The following is a 16,109-nucleotide window of genomic DNA, read 5'->3' on the forward strand; positions in this document are numbered from 1 at the left end:
TCTGTATGAAGGAGACACTATGACAACTTGGTCTGTCAAAGACTCAATCGAACTTTACAATGTAGATCACTGGAGTGGTGGTTTCTTTTCGATTAATGAAAGTGGCAATGTGGAAGCCCGCCCTGATAGGGAACAAAATATTGACTTAACCAAGTTGGCAGCTGAGTTACAGCAGCAGAATATTCCATTTCCTACTTTAGTTCGTTTTCCCAATATTCTGCATTCTCGTATTAGCAAAATTACCAGTTCATTCCATCAAGCGATTGATTTTTACCAGTACCAAGGGGATTACGCTATTGTGTATCCTATCAAGGTAAACCAACAGCGGCGTGTTGTTGAGGAAATAACAGGTTTTCAAAAAGATAACCCGCTGTCAGTGGGTTTAGAAGCGGGCAGTAAGCCAGAGCTAATGGCCGTTCTTGCCATGCACCAAAGTCCTGATGGTGTGATTGTTTGTAACGGTTATAAGGATAAAGAGTTTATTCATCTTGCGCTTATGGCAGAGAAAATGGGCCACAAAGTGTTTATTGTGGTGGAGAAGATGCATGAACTTGGCTGGATTCTAGAAGAAGCAGAACGCTTGAATGTGAAACCAAGAATCGGTATTCGCATCCGTCTTGCTTCAACCTGTACAACGCATTGGGATAATAGTGGCGGTGATAAGTCTAAATTCGGTTTAACTACCTCTCAGCTTATGCGCGCGATAGAAGCATTACGCCAATCTGACATGCTAGATTGCCTTGAGTTAATTCACTTCCATCTAGGGTCTCAGATTACCCGTATCCGTGATATTCAAAATAGCCTAAAAGAGTGCGCTCGTTTTTATGCCGAACTGCATAGCCTAGGTGCCAAAGTGCAATGGGTTGATGTAGGTGGCGGATTAGGTGTGGATTACGAGGGCACAAGGTGTCAAAGTGCATATTCTGCTAACTACAGCATCAGTGAATATGCGAACAATGTGGTTTTCGCTTTTCATAACATTTGCCAATTACATGATTTGCCTCACCCCAATCTAATTTCTGAATCAGGCCGTGCTGTGACTGCGCATCATGCCATGATGATAACGAATGTCTTTTCTCATGGGGAAGAGCCTCTAGTGACCGAAGCGCCAGAGCAGGATGATGATCAAACTGTCACCATGAGGCTTTGGGAATCGTTACAAGCATTGGAAGGTAAGGCTCAAGATAAGCGTTCTCTAGTGGAGCTTTACCATGATTTATGGGATGACTTTAACGAAGCCTTGTCATTGTATAACCATGGCCAATTAGCACTGATGCAAAGAGCGCAAGCAGAAAACCTCTTTACCGCAGCATGTCGCTTATTACTACCAAGACTAGATAATAGAAACCGAGGCCATAGAACCATTATTGATGAACTTAACGATAGGCTAGCGCAAAAAGTTTTTGTGAACTTGTCAGTGTTTCAGTCCATGCCTGATGCATGGGGGATAGATCAAGTTTTCCCCGTACTGCCTTTACAAGGGTTAGATAAAGCCCCCTCTTTTAGAGGGAAAATACAAGATATAACCTGTGATTCTGATGGCTGTTTGTATCGTTATGTGGATGGCCAAGGCTTAGAGTCTAGCTTGCCTTTACCTCCGCCACCTAAAGAGAATGAAGATTATCTTTTTGGCTTTTTCCTTGTGGGTGCTTATCAAGAAACCTTGGGGGATTTACATAACCTTTTTGGTGATACTAGTTCTGTTGATGTTTATCTTACTGATACAGGTTTTAAACTTGATCATGTGCTTATGGGTGACAGGGTACAAGACGTACTAAGGTACGTAAGTTATAAGGAGAACGAGTTGCTTGAGCGTTATCAGGAAAAAATCGCATCAAGTAAACTCAATCAAGATGAGCAAGGCGCTTTGCTAGCTCGATGTGAAAAGGTATTAAGTGGTTATACCTATCTAACTTAGCATAAGTTAAAAGAACCAAGCCCTCGTATCTCCCTTAGTGGGTATTGGTTTGCACTAAAGGGCTTGATAGCATGCTTTACTTATCTGAGGTAAAAGCCTGATAAGCAAAAAAGAGCCCGTGCAAAACACGGGCTAAGAATCTACTAAGAGAATACCGTTAAAGGGGGAAACGGCATTCGATTTGATAGCAATACAGAAACTGAATTGCCTGACAGTCCTACAAGTGATACTGCGCTTTTGCTAATCTTTTGATTGAGTCCTAATGATGGACATGCTCCAACTGAGCCTTATAGCATCAGTAGCAGTATAGTAATGGTTCCAAATCAAAAGCCATAATTACCTGTCACTTCTAACTATAGACAAACTTCTGATTTTGCGCGTTTTTTTAATAAATTTTATTTGCCTTTAATCTTTATGATTGAAAATTTAGCAAAGGTTTTGCCATAGGAAAGAGTATGAAAATAGCCTTATTACTGTGTGATGATATCAGTGCAGAGCTGCATGATGAGTTTGGTCACTATCAAGATATGTTCCGTCATTTAGTAAATAAAGACGATGAATTGACCGTGTTTCCTGTGTATCTATACCCAGAAAGCCAAGACACGCATTTGCCTAATATTGATGAGTTTGATGGTTTTATTGTCTCTGGTAGTAAGCATGGCGTCTATGAAGATCATATTTGGTTAGCACCCTTGTTCGAAACTATTCGTGCTGTGTTTAAAGCGAATAAAAAGCTTGTTGGTATCTGCTTTGGGCATCAGGCGATTGCTATGGCGTTAGGTGGTAATGTGGCTAAATCTGATAAGGGCTGGGGAATAGGGCACTACCAAAATCAATGGTTATCAGAAAGCAAAGAGTCTGATAATGACTTAGTGTTGTTAAGCTTTCATCAAGACCAAGTAGAAGCTATGCCAGCAGGTTTTGAGGTTTTGGCAGCAAGTGAATTTTGCCCTTATTATGTAACCCGTTATCAGCAACAGGTACTGACTACTCAAGGCCATCCAGAAATGTCTGCTGACTATATTCTCGCCATAGTGAATTTATTTGAAGAAAAGATAGGGTCTGACACAGCCAAGCAATGTCGACAAAGTATGCTAAAGCAGGATGATACTCAAAACTTTCGTAGAAAAATCTGTGAATTTTGGAATAATTAGGCACACTGGAATAAACCCTCTTGCTATAAGTGCCAAAAAGGAAGTCGCTTAATGTTTAGTGAATCTGTTGAGTTACCTTATTATGCCGCTATTTTAACAGTAAGGCTGAATTCAGCGCATGCTGCATTTGAAATCATGATGGATAAAATGATGCAGGTGGCGACTCAACAAAAGGGTTTTTTAGGTGCAGAACAATCTCAAAACGAAGAAAATATCTACATTTCATATTGGCAAGATGTCGATAGCATTCATGCTTGGCAAGCCCACTCTTTGTATACAAGAGCCGAAAGTCTTGGAGAGAATTTCTGGTTTGAAGCCTATGAACTTCGCATTGTCGAAGTGCGAGAGCAAAAAAGCTTTGTTGCCCCTGATAATGAAATAGTGCACGTTCGTTTCCCTGAAATAAAAACCGAACGGGGGGTATTGAAAATACTTTCTCCCGATCAAGCGCCACTATTACATGATTATGTGTGTCAGAATCGCACTTTTTTTAAAGAGTGGGAACCCGCAAGGCACGATTCCTATTATGAACTGGAAACCTCCATTCAAAGAATTAAGCAGTGTCGAAAGGACTTCCTTCAACATCAAGCCTTTGCATTTTTTTTATTAAACCCAGAAGAAACGAAAATCTTAGGTTACTGTAACTTCTCCAATCTTGTTCAAGGTGTTTTTCAAGCTTGTTACCTAGGTTATAGCTTAGCCGAAGCCGAGCAGAAAAAAGGGTTAATGCATGAAGCTATTTCAGCAGGTATTGAGTACATGCATAAAACACAAAACATCAGTCGTTTTATGGCGAATTATATGCCCAAAAACCAAGCCAGTGGGGCTGTTTTAAAGCGTTTAGGTTTTGTTGAAGAAGGCAGAGCAGAGAAGTATTTGAAGATAGCGGGTAAATGGGAAGACCATATACTCACGGCAAAGGTATTGCGTTCTTAGGATTTGTTTAGGCGTCGATTTTGTCGTTTTGATTTGCAATGCTTATTTGTTGCTGCGATTCGTTATTTCTTTTTAATCACCAGCACCCTGTCTTTTGCTGGTGGTGGACTATAAATACTCAAGCACTGGCTAGTACCTTGGTTAAGGTTTTTAAGCCTGTGCCTTTGTTTTTCATTTACCAAAGCCCAATCAAACTTTTCTAATAGCACTTCTTTTTTATCTATCAGCAGGTTGAAATCACCCTTTAGTGACATGATGAACTGTCTGGATTGCCTATGATAATGCAAATGCTCAGCTTCATTCTCTGGGTAGGTTTCAAGATCAATACTTAAGCTTTCGATATGACTGATGGTTTGTCGGTTAATACTTTCATTATTTTCGATTTTGCTTTTAGAGCTCTGATTCATCAGATAATGCTCGTTAGCGCAAGGAGCTAAATTGCCTTGATAAGCCACTAGCAGTAACTCTACCGAAGGAGATAAAAGCACCAGCTTGTGGGCGCGGTTTGGCTTAATCCAAGCGCCTTGGTATTGGTTTAACGCCGTACCAACGTCTGCATCACTTAAGTAAGCTTGTCCAGCCAGAAGAAATACAAAAGCATCATTGGGGAAATGGTAAAAGCGACTATGTTGCTCATCTTGAATGACACTTTCATGATAGATTCTAAAATGACTTTCGTTACACAAGATCCGCCTTTTGCTCGCTTGGCCAAGCGCGTGCTGCGGGCTTGGGTAGGGGGCTTGGGATGGATCGGCTGAATTCATTTTACTTCCTTCATAAAGTAAAGAGACGGTTTTAATAGCATTTATTATGCCTTATTTTTCCTTTCTTCAAACCAAAAATCTCTGCTATTTGGTTGGCTAATGAATGAGTTAAGGTAAAAATGACGAAAATCTAACCAGAGGGCAAAGATTTCAGCAACTCATGGCGTTTATTTAGCATTTAAAGGTCGATAAAGTTGCGGGCATTGGCTGCAATTCTTTATAGTAGAGCCCATATTTTTCATCCTAATTAAGATTAGGGAAGCAAAGACTTAGTTCATTCTAAGTGCTGGCCAAATTTTGTAAGAAGGAAATCATCCTTGAGCGAGTTGTCAAATTTCGAGCAGAACGAAACATTGTCCCTGCAGGAATACACAGAAAAAGCCTATTTGAATTATTCCATGTACGTCATCTTAGACAGGGCTTTGCCCCACATAGGTGATGGACTCAAGCCAGTGCAAAGGCGCATCATCTATGCGATGAGCGAGCTGGGTTTAAAAGCGACGGCTAAATATAAAAAATCAGCACGTACTGTGGGTGATGTACTAGGTAAGTTCCATCCACATGGTGATAGTGCTTGTTATGAAGCTATGGTGCTAATGGCTCAGCCGTTTTCTTATCGTTATCCTATGGTCGATGGTCAAGGTAACTGGGGCGCGCCGGATGATCCAAAATCCTTCGCCGCTATGCGTTATACCGAATCTAGGTTATCAAAATATGCCGATGTGCTATTGCGTGAAGTATCACAAGGTACGGTTGATTGGATTCCAAACTTTGATGGCACATTAAAAGAGCCGTCAGTATTACCAGCAAGATTACCTAACCTACTATTAAACGGTACTACAGGTATTGCGGTAGGTATGGCAACGGATGTGCCGCCACACAACCTCACCGAAGTGGGTAATGCTTGTATTCATCTGCTTAATAATCCAAATGCGGATTTAGATGATTTGATGAACTTCGTACAGGGTCCTGATTATCCGACTGGTGGTGAGATCACAACACCGAAAGCCGATATCAAAAAGCTGTATGAAACAGGTAAAGGCCAAATTAAAGCCCGCGCTCGTTATGAGATGGAAGAGGGCGACATTGTTATTAATGAATTACCTCATTACGCCTCTGGCTCGAAGATTCTAGAGCAGATAGCCGCGCAAATGCAGGCTAAAAAATTACCTATGATAGTGGACTTACGTGATGAGTCTGACCATGAAAACCCAACACGTTTAGTGCTCGTGCCTAAATCAAACAGGGTTGATGTGGAAGCTGTCATGACGCACTTATTCGCTTCAACAGACCTTGAACGATCTTATCGCGTTAACATGAATGTTATCGGATTAGACGGCTTGCCTCATGTTAAAGGCCTAAAAGCATTTTTAACTGAATGGCTTAAATTTAGAATCGATGTAGTACGTAAGCGTCTTCAATTTAGATTAGATAAAGTCCTTAATCGTTTGCATATTCTTGAAGGTTTATTAGTTGCCTTTTTGAATATTGATGAAGTGATTGAAATTATCCGTAATGAAGAAAAACCAAAGGCAGAGCTTATGTCTCGTTTTGGTTTAACAGACATTCAAGCGGAAGCTATTTTAGAGCTGAAATTACGTCATCTAGCAAAACTAGAAGAGATGCGTATTAAAGGTGAACAAGACGAGTTAGAGAAAGAGCGTAAGCAACTTGAAGCACTACTTGGTTCAGATCGCAAACTGAAAAAACTCATCAGTGAAGAGATCCAAGAAGCGATTGATGCCCATGGCGATGAAAGACGTACACCGATTGTTGAGCGTAAAGAGTCTCAAGCTTTCAGCGAAGAAGACTTATTGTCTAATGACCCTGTCACGGTTGTGATCTCTAAACAAGGTTGGATACGTTCTGCTAAAGGTCATGATGTTGACCCGTTAGCTCTTAACTACAAGTCTGGGGATGAATTCTCTATTTCCTGTAAAGGACGCAGTAATCAGACACTCGTTCTATTAGCGTCTAATGGGCGTAGCTACTCAATTAAAGCGCATACCTTGCCATCAGCGAGAGGGCAAGGTGAACCAATCACAGGGCGTATTAGCCTAGATAAAGATGTCACAATCGTGGCGGCTATGCTTGATACAGACAGTGCTTTCTACCTTATTGCCAGTGATGCCGGTTATGGCTTTATTGCTAAATTGGGTGATCTTCATGCTAAGAATAAGGCAGGTAAAGCAACCTTAACCTTGCCTACTTCGGCGAAAGTGCTTGGCCCTATACGCGTGTCAGACCCTGCTAACTCTCATATCGTCGTGACCTCTAACGAAGGACGTATGCTTGCCTTTAAAGCTGACTCCCTGCCTCAAATGGCGAAGGGTAAGGGTAATAAGATGATTAGCATTCAAGCCTCTCGTGCCGCGAGTCATGAAGAGTATGTGGTTGCCATGGCAAGTGTGTTAGCGGATGACTTATTACAAGCGCATTCTGGTAAGCGCTTTATGTCTTTCACACAAAAAGACTTAAATGAATACCAAGGTGAGCGAGGGCGACGTGGTTTGAAATTACCTCGTGGTTTCCAACGTGTTGATGCATTAGAAGTGAAATTAGGTGAAGGTAAAAGTGCTCAGGCACAATCTGATTTACTTAGCTAACGAGTTGAAGCCAACTCACTGAAAAAGCAGAGATAAACAAAAAAGGGCCGTATGGCCCTTTTTTGTGCCTAGTGATTAGCTTTTTAACGATCTTTATTTAGCGCTTCACTAACAAAGTCGATAAAACAGCGCACCTTAGAAGAGAGGTGTTTACGGCTCGGGTAGATCAAATAAACATCAATTTTGAACCTGTCATAATCTTCAAAAAGCTGGACTAACTTGCCGGTTTCTATCTCATCACCTAGGTTGAACTTAGGCATGCGTGTAATGCCTTTACCAGCAAGACATAAATCCAACTCTAGCTCAGAGTTATTCGTCATTAAGCGGCTTTTTACCTGTACTTGAATCGGTTTTTCTTTGTCTGTTTCAAACGACCAAAGATTAGGTTGCTTTACATAAGAATAGGAAATCGTTTGATGATTAACTAACTCACTTGGATGAGCCGGGGTGCCGTATTTTTTTAAATAGTCAGGTGAGGCGATAGTCACAGCGTGGGATGAGTATATCTTACGGCTAATAAGACTAGAGTCATCAAGCTGATGCGCTCCTCGAACCAAAATATCATAGCCTTCAGTAATCATGTCGACTTTGCGATTGTTTAAATCCACATCCAAATTAACAAGCGGATATCTATCCAGAAAGTCAGCAAAGATCTCAGGCATTTGAGATAAACCAAAGCTGGTAGGGCAGCTAATACGTAAATCGCCTTTAGGTTCAAGTTGCTGGCCACTTAACGCTGATTCAGCTTCTTCTGCTTGGTTAATAATCAAGGAGCACTGTCTATAATAAGCTTCACCTTCTGGCGTTAAGCTTAGTGATCGTGTTGTTCTGTGCATCAGGCGTAAGCCCAAGCGTGACTCTAACTTGTGGATTTCTTTACTGATATAAGAGGTCGAGTGGCCACTGTTTTGCGCTGCTTGAGTAAAGCTGCCGCTATTGACGACTTCGACAAAAATTACCATGCCGTCTAAAAGTTGTGCGTTATAGGTCATACGTTCGAGTTCTAATTTAGATAATTCACTCTAGTGTGCCTTGTTTCTGATTAAGAGCCAAATGGAAATTATTATTCTACAAAATGTGGATTAATCATTATGTGTTGATAGTCTAATATAACTTCATCGATCAGCTGCACCAGATTAAAAGGCAGCTCCACACTGAATTAGATGAGAGAAATATTATGAAAGTATTAGCTTTTGGCGCAAGTAACAGCACTCAATCACTAAACAAGCAATTAGCAACTTATGCAGCAGGCCTTCTTGGCCAAAAAGACAATGTAGAAGTTGAGATCCTAGATCTAAACGATTTTGAAATGCCTATCTACAGCAGCGATATAGAAAACGCGTCAGGCTTGCCACAATTAGCAAAAGACTTTTATGCAAAAATTGGTGAAGCAGATGCCCTTATTATTTCTTTTGCTGAGCACAACGGTACTTACACGGCAGCTTATAAAAATATCTTTGACTGGACATCACGTGTTGATATGAAGCTTTATCAAGAAACGCCAACTGTTTTATTAGCAACATCACCAGGTCCTGGTGGCGCAGCAACTGTGCTTGCTCAAGCAAAAACATCGGCTCCTTATTTTGCCGGTAATGTTAAAGCGGATCTTTCTATTCCAAGCTTTTATGACAACTTTGATTTAGAAAAAGGCGAGTTAACTAACCCAGAGCTTAAAGACAAACTAGAGTCTGCATTAGCTCAGCTTGTTTAACTTTATGAGAAGAAACTAGGTTGAAAAATCTAGCTATAGCGAGAGTTAAAAGCTTAGATCTTCTGTTAAAAGCCATCAAATATATCTGTTTGATGGCTTTTTTGTATTTGAACTTGTTTAAGTAAACTTAAATGTACAGCGTTAATTGAGTGACTCAGGTGGGTTTATCGTCACATGCTCAAGGCATTTTTGCTGAATAAATTCTCTTAACCAAATATGGGCAGGGTTGGTTTGTTGGGTTTCAGGCCAAAGCATAAAGTACCTTGCAGGCGCGAGATGAAAAGGCATAGGCAACATCTTTAACTGATATCGTTCGCATAACTGATTGGCAAAAGCTGAGGTGCAAATCATGCTCATATCCGAATGTTGGGTGAGTAGGGCGGCACTGTGAAAATCAGCCACTACGGCTAAATCCGTACTTTCATTACCTTGTGCTAAAAGCACTTCGTCTAGCAGCCAGCGGGTTTGCTCTTCCACACTGATCTTAATACGAGATAAGGTTAAAAAGTTTTCTAAATTCCACGTACTCTCTAAAATAGGGTGATCATTTCGGACTAAGCAAACATTCTCATCTTCAAATAAAGCCACCTTTGGAAGATCTGGTAAATGGTTGATGTTCCAAGGAAAGCCTGCTCGTGAATCCGTATCACGGGCAATAATAAGAAGGTCAAGCTGGCTTTGCTCAACGAGCTGGATACTTTTGGAATGTGTCTTAGCTATGTTGAGTTTTACCTTGGGTGCTGCCTGTGTCAGAGATTGCATAAAACTGGGAACCACAACAGGGAAAGCATTTTCAGCAATGGAGATTTTAAACTCTCTTTCATCCTCTTTAGGATCGAACTGACTTGGCACCATCATTTGGCAATAAAGCCTTATCCATTCTCTTAATGGTTGCTCCATCGCTTGGGCTTTCGCCGTTGCTTTAAGGCCAGTACCCGCCTTAATAAAAAGAGGGTCTTTGAGTTCGCCACCAACTTGTTCCCTTAATTTCGTAAGCTGTTTACTGACAGCAGATTGAGTCAGGTTAAGTTGATAAGCCGCGCGGCTAACGCTGCCTTCTTCTAAAAGAATCAGCATGAGTTTGAGTAGGTTTAGATCGATTTGAGCAAGTTGCATGGATTATTCCAAAATGGAAACAAGATGAAGCCAATAAGTCATTATATTTCATCTTCAAATCAAACTAAACTAAGTATTAATTAAACATTAAATCATGTTTGTCCTACCTGCTTTTTGGAATACTTGTTTTATGGCTCAACCACCTTCTCTCAATCTGTTTTTGCTCATTATCTTATTAGGCCCTCTCGGAATAGACGTCTATTTGCCTGCAATTCCCGCCATTGCTGAATCCATGAATACCCATGTTGATGGGGTTCAAGCCTCGGTTGCCATGTATTTGTCTGCCATGGGGTTAGGGCAATTAATTGCAGGGCCTTTAGCTGATAGGCATGGTCGTAAGCCTTTAGGTTTGACCGGTATTGCCTTGTATTTTAGTGGTGCATTAATTGCCTCATTAGCCACAGTGGTTGAAGTCTTGTGGTTCTCTCGTGTGTTACAAGGTTTAGGGGCTTGTGCCATTTCTGTCTGTGTTATTTCAGGTGTGAGAGACAGTTACAGCCTAGAAAAAGCCAGCCGTATATACAGTTACTTGAACGGCGTTATCTGCGTGATTCCTGCTTTAGCTCCAATGTTAGGCGGTATACTTTTAAATTGGTGGGGTTGGGAATCTGGCTTTATTCTTATGTATGCCTATGCGATTCTGATGGCGTTTGTCATCATACTAAAACTGCCAGAAACCTTGCCTTCTGACACGGTAAAACAAAAGAAACTGATCAGTTTAGAACGGTATAAACCTATCTTAATTAACCCTAAATTTCGCTTTCACGCGGGTATGGTTATGCTGTTTATGGGCATCATTATCGCCTACATCAGCATGGTTTCAGTCCAGTTAATGGTGGTGATGAAACAGTCGACTTTCGCCTTCTCCCTTTGGTTCGGTTTCAATGCCTTTATTAATATTATTGCTTCTTTCACAGCACCTAAAATCATCGACAAAGTAGGGCGTAAATTTGCGATACAGTTTGCTTCGTCGTTAGCCTTATTTGCAGGTGTTTGGTTATTGTTAGTCCTTGATAGCCTTGATCCACTTGCCTTGATGATACCTGTCTTTATTTCGAGTACAGGTGTTAGCTTTGTCTTTGCTGTATCTAATGCGGGAGCTTTAGCGCCATTTGCTGAAAGAGCTGGAACAGCATCAGCCTTATTAGGCTTTTTCCAAATGACAGGTGCTTCTTTAATGGTTGCCATGATTAACACCTTGCCTTTTGGTGCTATGGCCAATTTTGCTATTGTCATGTTCTTGCCAATAATTTGGCTAGGTCTGCATAGTTTTAATAAACAAGACCTGTTTAAATTAGATCCAGCTAACTAATTCGAAGAGGAATAAAGGTGGAAGACAATAAACAGGTACAAGTAGGAATCGGTGTCATCCTAGTTAAGGAGGGTAAGGTTCTTTTAGGCCAGCGTATTGGCGCTTATGGTGCCAATACTTGGGGGCTACCTGGCGGTCATTTAGAATATGGGGAAACCTTTGAAGACTGCGCCATCAGAGAAACTTTCGAAGAGACAAACCTCACTATTTCAGGCTTAACCAATGTTGGCGTAACAAATGATTTATTTGCTGATGTGGGTAAACACTATGTCACGCTATTTCTACAAGCCGAGCAAATTTCTGGCGAGCTAAAGCTTGCTGAGCCGGAAAAGTGCTTAACTTGGCAGTGGTTTGATTGGCAGGATTTACCTAAGCCTTTGTTTCCTTCTCTTGCTAATTTCATAAAACAAGGGTTTGAGTTAAAAAGTTAAATTAATTTATCTATTCTAGCTGCTTCTAATGTTAAAGTTTTTAAGGTAAGAATTATCAGGCAACCAGCCTTATTACTCGTCACATAAAATGAACAAGGATGATTATGTACATTGAATCAGAAGTACAACTTAGAGAGCTCTATGGCTTTGCAAAAGGCAGAGCAAAAGACAAGCAGCTGGATGCACTAGAAAAGCATTCGATTAACTTTATCGAGCATTCTCCCTTTGTCACCTTATCCAGTTATGCTAAATCGGGCGCGTTAGATTCATCTCCAAGAGGAGGTGAGCCCGGGTTTATCAAGGTGGTCAATAACAACTACATCATCATCCCAGATGCCCGAGGTAATAACCGTCTTGATACCTTGGTAAACCTTCTCGATACAGGCAATATAGGTTGTCTCTTTCTGATCCCTGGGGTGGACGAAACCTTAAGAGTCAATGGCACAGCGCGGATTTCGACAAGAGAAGATTACTTGAACCTCTTTACCTCTCACCAAAAAACACCTATATCATGTATCGAGGTCCAAGTCACAGAAGTCTTTTTACATTGTGCTAAGGCGTTAATGCGATCCGAGCTTTGGTCTGAAGAGTCGAAAATAGAGCGTTCTCAACTACCGACCATGGGCAGAATGATGCACGATCAACTTAAGATAGATGAAGAGCCAGAAAGCCAAGAGGCCATGGTCGCCCGATATAAACAGGGTCTTTAGCATAGAAAACACTCAGTTTTGCTAAAATCCGTATTAATCAGGTTTTAAATGAATTCCTTTCATGATGGCTTGGGGACTTTGCGTGGTAATAATTTTGAAGTGACGTAAGCTTGTCGCCCGCTGTGAGCTGCCATAAGTGGCTCACAGTGTGTTACTTCTTATTATCCTTCGGAGCGTTTGACCCAGTGAACAAAGTGTCCTCTTTGGCAGTTTTGCCATTTCTCGTATTTTTAAGTCTTTTTATTGGTAGCGGGCTTTATTATCAAAGCTTAGGTACTGATTTTGCCTTCTATCAAATCAAAGCCCCGGTTGCGATTTTACCCGCCATTCTGATCGCCTTTTTAATGGTAAAAGGGTCTTTCAATAAAGCGCTAGATACCTTCATTAAAGGTGTGGGCGATAACACCATTATTACCATGGTACTTATCTTCTTATTGGCGGGTGCTTTTGCCAGCGTGATGAAGTCGATAGGTGCGGTTGATGCGACGGTTAACTTTGCCTTAGCAAGTGTACCTAGCAGCTTTATTCTGCCGGGTTTGTTTATTATCTCTGCCTTTATTGCCACTGCCATGGGTACGTCAATGGGCACCATCGCCGCGATTGCACCCGTTGCCTTAGGTGTGTCTGAGGTCAGTGATATTGAGCTAGTGTTAGCTATCTCAAGTGTAGTGGGTGGTGCCATGTTTGGTGACAACCTATCTATCATTTCAGATACCACGATTGCGGCAACCCGTACCCAAGGTTGTGAGATGAAAGACAAGTTCCGTATGAATGTGAAGCTTGCCATTCCAGCAGCTCTAATCACGCTGATTGTCCTATATTTCGCAGGTGCCGATAGTCAATTAGCTGATGTAGGCGACTATGAATACATCTTGATTCTGCCTTACCTATCGGTATTAGCTTTAGCCGTTTTGGGTATCAATGTTTTTGTGGTGCTTTTTAGTGGCTTGCTACTCGCTTCGGGTATTGGTTATTTCCACCAAGAAACCTATGGCATTGCGAGCATTAGCCAAGATGTGTATGCAGGCTTTGGTGCCATGCAAGAAACCATGCTCTTATCTTTGTTGATAGGTGGTCTTGCGGCTCTCATGCGAAGTGAAGGTGGTCTAGCTTGGATCTCAGCCAAACTACAGGCCTTGGTAAGTAAACTTGCTGATCTGGGTTTAATGCAAACCAAAGCCGGTGAGATCTGTATAGCCTTACTCGTCGCATTAATGAACTTTGCGACCGCGAACAATACCATTGCCATTCTCATCTCAGGGGCAGTAGCAAAAGAGATTGCCGAGAAATACCAAGTAAGCGCCGCCAGAAGTGCTAGCTTGTTAGATATCTTCTCTTGTGTGGTACAAGGGTTAATTCCTTATGGCGCGCAAATTCTATTGGCGAGTTCTATCGCTGCTATTCCACCTTTTGCTTTGGTTTCAAGTATCTATTATTGTTGGGCCCTTGCGATTATTACCTTGTGCTTTGTTCTGTTCTTATGGCCAAGGGAAGATAAGCGCTAATCGGTTTTATCACTAGATGCATTTAGGGAGAGGATATGTCTGAGTATTATGCTTGCGTGCAATGGCACAAAGGTGAAGATGAAAGTTTTATCGATAACCAATATAGCCGAGCACATCAATGGCATTTTGATGGTGGCCTGAGTATGCCTGCATCTTCTTCTCCCCATATCGTGCCTTTGCCGTATTCGGTTGAAGCGAATGTTGACCCAGAAGAAGCTTTTGTGGCCTCTTTGTCGAGTTGCCACATGCTCTTTTTTCTTTCTATTGCAGCAAAAAAGCGTTATCTGATTAATGAATATAAAGATGATGCCATAGGTTTGATGGAAGAAGACGAAGAGGGCAAAATGGCCATGACTAAAGTTACCCTTCGACCTTATGTGGCTTTCTTGGGCGAGCGTCAACCAAGCCTAGAGCAACTTGAAAAGATGCATCACCAAGCTCACGATCTTTGTTTTATTGCTAATTCAGTGAAAACCCAGATCGAAACCCAAGTACGTTTGTCTTTGGCCTGAGTAAAGTAAGAAAAAAGCGAAGATCTCAGAAAGCAAAAAGGGAAGCCAATGGCTTCCCTTTTTTATGTCGCAAGACGCGCTTAAGCGGGTGTCTTCTCAGCAATATCCATAATCACTTTGAAGAAGTCTTTTGCTTGGTGTGGCCCTTGGATAACGTATTGATCGTTAATCACATAGGTCGGCGAGCTATCGATTTCTAGCTTCTTAAATTGCGCTAGCTTCTTCTCAACCTTGATCTTAGTTTCTTCTGTGAAGGCATCTTCAATCGCATCTTCATCAAGGCCAGCTTGCTTACCAATCTCAGCCAACACGTCCACATCACCTATGTCTTTCGCATCGGTAAAGTAAGCGTGGAAAAGCGCTAACGCGAGGTTAGTGCCAAGCTTCTTTTTATTAGCAATATGGATAAGCTGGTGGCTTAGATGAGTATTAGGGATAAGCGCCTTATCGCTAAAGTTAAACTCTATGCCTTCTTCTTTACCCACTTGCTGTAGCGCGTGATCCGCTTCGTTGAGCCTTTCTTCACTGCCAAAACGGCTGGTCAAATATTCGATTCTGTCTTGTCCTTGAGTAGACACTTCTGGGTGTAACTCAAGGGGCTGCCAGCGAATATCAAATCGATAATCATCACCTAGCTGTTCCATCGCTTGTTTTAAGCGTGAATAACCAAGGTAAGCCCAAGGGCAAACTGTGTCACAAATGATATCGATACGAAAATCAGCCATACGGCCTCCAATAGTCTGTTTCTTTGCGACGCTTTATACCTTATTACGCGAGGGAGTGTTAGGGCTTAGGGTGAAAAAAGTTGGAAATTGTGGGTTGGGGGTGAGTGAGGCAAAAGTGAGCTTATTAAAAATTAACAGATTTTATCTTTGAGTCGGGTTTAAAGTTATATAGAATCAATGAGTTATAATGTTGCTAAGCGTGGTTTTGTAACTGATTAAGCAGGGATTGAGGTAACGCACATGTGCGTTTAGCCAGGAAGGTTTTCAGTTGGTAGGTAGCCGCCTTTCCTTTTTAAATCTTATCTAAAAAAGAGTGATGTGACGTTTTGAATGTGGTTGATAAGTCGGATAAATCGGATAAATCGGATAAATCGAGCGTGAGCATTATTAAAATAATGAAATGGACACCCCTTCTATACTGAGCTAGTTCTTCAGTTTAGGAGGTTAATATGGAATGTATTCAAGTAGCAGGTATTGATCTTGCTAAATCGATATTTCAAGTGTGCGCCATTAATAGCGCAGGTAAACCAATTTTGAATCGATCATTTAGGCGTAATCAGTTACTTAAATTTTTTAGTAACTTAACGCCCTGTTTAATTGGTATGGAAGCTTGCGGTAGTGCGCATTATTGGGCTAGAGAACTTCAAAAATTAGGTCATGAAGTTAAGTTGATGCCACCACAATATGTAAAGCCTTACGTTAAAACGAA

The 16,109-nt window shown here is 41.4% G+C and carries 15 protein-coding genes; 11 read left to right on the forward strand and 4 right to left on the reverse strand.

Features of this window, described 5'->3' with window-relative positions; translation table 11 throughout:
• The first annotated feature begins 19 nt into the window (after positions 1 to 19).
• The 3 genes from speA to OA91_RS12860 all read left to right on the forward strand — a co-directional run bounded on the left by speA (position 20) and on the right by OA91_RS12860 (position 4,008).
• On the forward strand, positions 20 to 1,918 hold the full coding sequence (gene speA / locus OA91_RS12850; protein ID WP_046016406.1) for a biosynthetic arginine decarboxylase: 1,899 nt from the start codon (positions 20 to 22) through the stop codon (positions 1,916 to 1,918).
• A gap of 455 nt (positions 1,919 to 2,373) precedes the next feature.
• Entirely contained in the window at positions 2,374 to 3,072 is a 699-nt protein-coding gene (locus tag OA91_RS12855) for a type 1 glutamine amidotransferase (RefSeq protein ID WP_063338747.1), read from the forward strand.
• A 51-nt stretch (positions 3,073 to 3,123) separates the two neighbouring features.
• The gene (locus tag OA91_RS12860; RefSeq protein ID WP_082827931.1) at positions 3,124 to 4,008 is read left to right on the forward strand and encodes a GNAT family N-acetyltransferase; all 885 of its coding nucleotides are present in this window, start codon (positions 3,124 to 3,126) and stop codon (positions 4,006 to 4,008) included.
• A 62-nt stretch (positions 4,009 to 4,070) separates the two neighbouring features.
• Here OA91_RS12860 and OA91_RS12865 read toward each other — a convergent pair whose 3' ends face one another.
• On the reverse strand, positions 4,071 to 4,772 hold the full coding sequence (locus OA91_RS12865) for a cupin domain-containing protein (protein WP_063338748.1): 702 nt from the start codon (positions 4,770 to 4,772) through the stop codon (positions 4,071 to 4,073).
• A gap of 317 nt (positions 4,773 to 5,089) precedes the next feature.
• Between OA91_RS12865 and parC the strand changes: the two genes are divergently transcribed.
• On the forward strand, positions 5,090 to 7,378 hold the full coding sequence (gene parC / locus OA91_RS12870) for a DNA topoisomerase IV subunit A (RefSeq protein ID WP_063338749.1): 2,289 nt from the start codon (positions 5,090 to 5,092) through the stop codon (positions 7,376 to 7,378).
• Between the two features lie 83 nt (positions 7,379 to 7,461).
• On the opposite strand, the gene OA91_RS12875 is transcribed toward parC, so the two are convergent.
• Positions 7,462 to 8,370 (reverse strand): LysR family transcriptional regulator, encoded by a 909-nt coding sequence (locus tag OA91_RS12875; RefSeq protein ID WP_063338750.1) that lies wholly within the window; start codon positions 8,368 to 8,370, stop codon positions 7,462 to 7,464.
• Positions 8,371 to 8,555: 185 nt separating this feature from the next.
• On the opposite strand from OA91_RS12875, the gene OA91_RS12880 reads away from it, so the two are divergent.
• The gene (locus OA91_RS12880; RefSeq protein ID WP_046016411.1) at positions 8,556 to 9,089 is read left to right on the forward strand and encodes an NADPH-dependent FMN reductase; all 534 of its coding nucleotides are present in this window, start codon (positions 8,556 to 8,558) and stop codon (positions 9,087 to 9,089) included.
• A 141-nt stretch (positions 9,090 to 9,230) separates the two neighbouring features.
• Here OA91_RS12880 and OA91_RS12885 read toward each other — a convergent pair whose 3' ends face one another.
• On the reverse strand, positions 9,231 to 10,205 hold the full coding sequence (locus OA91_RS12885) for a LysR family transcriptional regulator (protein ID WP_063338751.1): 975 nt from the start codon (positions 10,203 to 10,205) through the stop codon (positions 9,231 to 9,233).
• Between the two features lie 130 nt (positions 10,206 to 10,335).
• Between OA91_RS12885 and OA91_RS12890 the strand changes: the two genes are divergently transcribed.
• The 5 genes from OA91_RS12890 to OA91_RS12910 all read left to right on the forward strand — a co-directional run bounded on the left by OA91_RS12890 (position 10,336) and on the right by OA91_RS12910 (position 14,675).
• The gene (locus OA91_RS12890; RefSeq protein ID WP_063338752.1) at positions 10,336 to 11,517 is read left to right on the forward strand and encodes a multidrug effflux MFS transporter; all 1,182 of its coding nucleotides are present in this window, start codon (positions 10,336 to 10,338) and stop codon (positions 11,515 to 11,517) included.
• Positions 11,518 to 11,534: 17 nt separating this feature from the next.
• Positions 11,535 to 11,948, forward strand: a complete 414-nt coding sequence (locus OA91_RS12895; RefSeq protein WP_063338753.1) for a nucleotide triphosphate diphosphatase NUDT15 — start codon at positions 11,535 to 11,537, stop codon at positions 11,946 to 11,948.
• A 104-nt stretch (positions 11,949 to 12,052) separates the two neighbouring features.
• Positions 12,053 to 12,658 carry a pyridoxamine 5'-phosphate oxidase family protein gene (locus OA91_RS12900; RefSeq protein WP_063338754.1) on the forward strand — a complete coding sequence of 202 codons (606 nt, stop codon included), beginning with the start codon at positions 12,053 to 12,055 and terminating at the stop codon, positions 12,656 to 12,658.
• A 185-nt stretch (positions 12,659 to 12,843) separates the two neighbouring features.
• The gene (locus tag OA91_RS12905; RefSeq protein ID WP_063338775.1) at positions 12,844 to 14,163 is read left to right on the forward strand and encodes a Na+/H+ antiporter NhaC family protein; all 1,320 of its coding nucleotides are present in this window, start codon (positions 12,844 to 12,846) and stop codon (positions 14,161 to 14,163) included.
• Between the two features lie 35 nt (positions 14,164 to 14,198).
• Positions 14,199 to 14,675 carry an OsmC family protein gene (locus OA91_RS12910; RefSeq protein ID WP_063338755.1) on the forward strand — a complete coding sequence of 159 codons (477 nt, stop codon included), beginning with the start codon at positions 14,199 to 14,201 and terminating at the stop codon, positions 14,673 to 14,675.
• Positions 14,676 to 14,755: 80 nt separating this feature from the next.
• Here OA91_RS12910 and OA91_RS12915 read toward each other — a convergent pair whose 3' ends face one another.
• Positions 14,756 to 15,400, reverse strand: a complete 645-nt coding sequence (locus OA91_RS12915; RefSeq protein WP_063338756.1) for a DsbA family oxidoreductase — start codon at positions 15,398 to 15,400, stop codon at positions 14,756 to 14,758.
• Positions 15,401 to 15,849: 449 nt separating this feature from the next.
• On the opposite strand from OA91_RS12915, the gene OA91_RS12920 reads away from it, so the two are divergent.
• Positions 15,850 to 16,109, forward strand: a 260-nt coding sequence (locus OA91_RS12920) for an IS110 family transposase (RefSeq protein WP_157203820.1), incomplete at its 3' end; no start/stop codon positions are given.

The sequence above is a fragment of the Marinomonas sp. SBI8L genome (genome assembly GCF_001624705.1).
Taxonomy (GTDB): Bacteria; Pseudomonadota; Gammaproteobacteria; order Pseudomonadales; family Marinomonadaceae; genus Marinomonas.

Excerpts from the sequence above, each read along its gene's own strand:
- speA (WP_046016406.1), top strand. The coding sequence starts at position 20 with ATGACAACTTGGTCTGTCAAAGACTCAATCGAACTTTACAATGTAGAT.
- OA91_RS12855 (WP_063338747.1), top strand. The coding sequence starts at position 2,374 with ATGAAAATAGCCTTATTACTGTGTGATGATATCAGTGCAGAGCTGCAT.
- OA91_RS12860 (WP_082827931.1), top strand. The coding sequence starts at position 3,124 with ATGTTTAGTGAATCTGTTGAGTTACCTTATTATGCCGCTATTTTAACA.
- OA91_RS12865 (WP_063338748.1), bottom strand. The coding sequence starts at position 4,772 with ATGAATTCAGCCGATCCATCCCAAGCCCCCTACCCAAGCCCGCAGCAC.
- OA91_RS12875 (WP_063338750.1), bottom strand. The coding sequence starts at position 8,370 with ATGACCTATAACGCACAACTTTTAGACGGCATGGTAATTTTTGTCGAA.
- OA91_RS12880 (WP_046016411.1), top strand. The coding sequence starts at position 8,556 with ATGAAAGTATTAGCTTTTGGCGCAAGTAACAGCACTCAATCACTAAAC.
- OA91_RS12885 (WP_063338751.1), bottom strand. The coding sequence starts at position 10,205 with ATGCAACTTGCTCAAATCGATCTAAACCTACTCAAACTCATGCTGATT.
- OA91_RS12890 (WP_063338752.1), top strand. The coding sequence starts at position 10,336 with ATGGCTCAACCACCTTCTCTCAATCTGTTTTTGCTCATTATCTTATTA.
- OA91_RS12900 (WP_063338754.1), top strand. The coding sequence starts at position 12,053 with ATGTACATTGAATCAGAAGTACAACTTAGAGAGCTCTATGGCTTTGCA.
- OA91_RS12910 (WP_063338755.1), top strand. The coding sequence starts at position 14,199 with ATGTCTGAGTATTATGCTTGCGTGCAATGGCACAAAGGTGAAGATGAA.
- OA91_RS12915 (WP_063338756.1), bottom strand. The coding sequence starts at position 15,400 with ATGGCTGATTTTCGTATCGATATCATTTGTGACACAGTTTGCCCTTGG.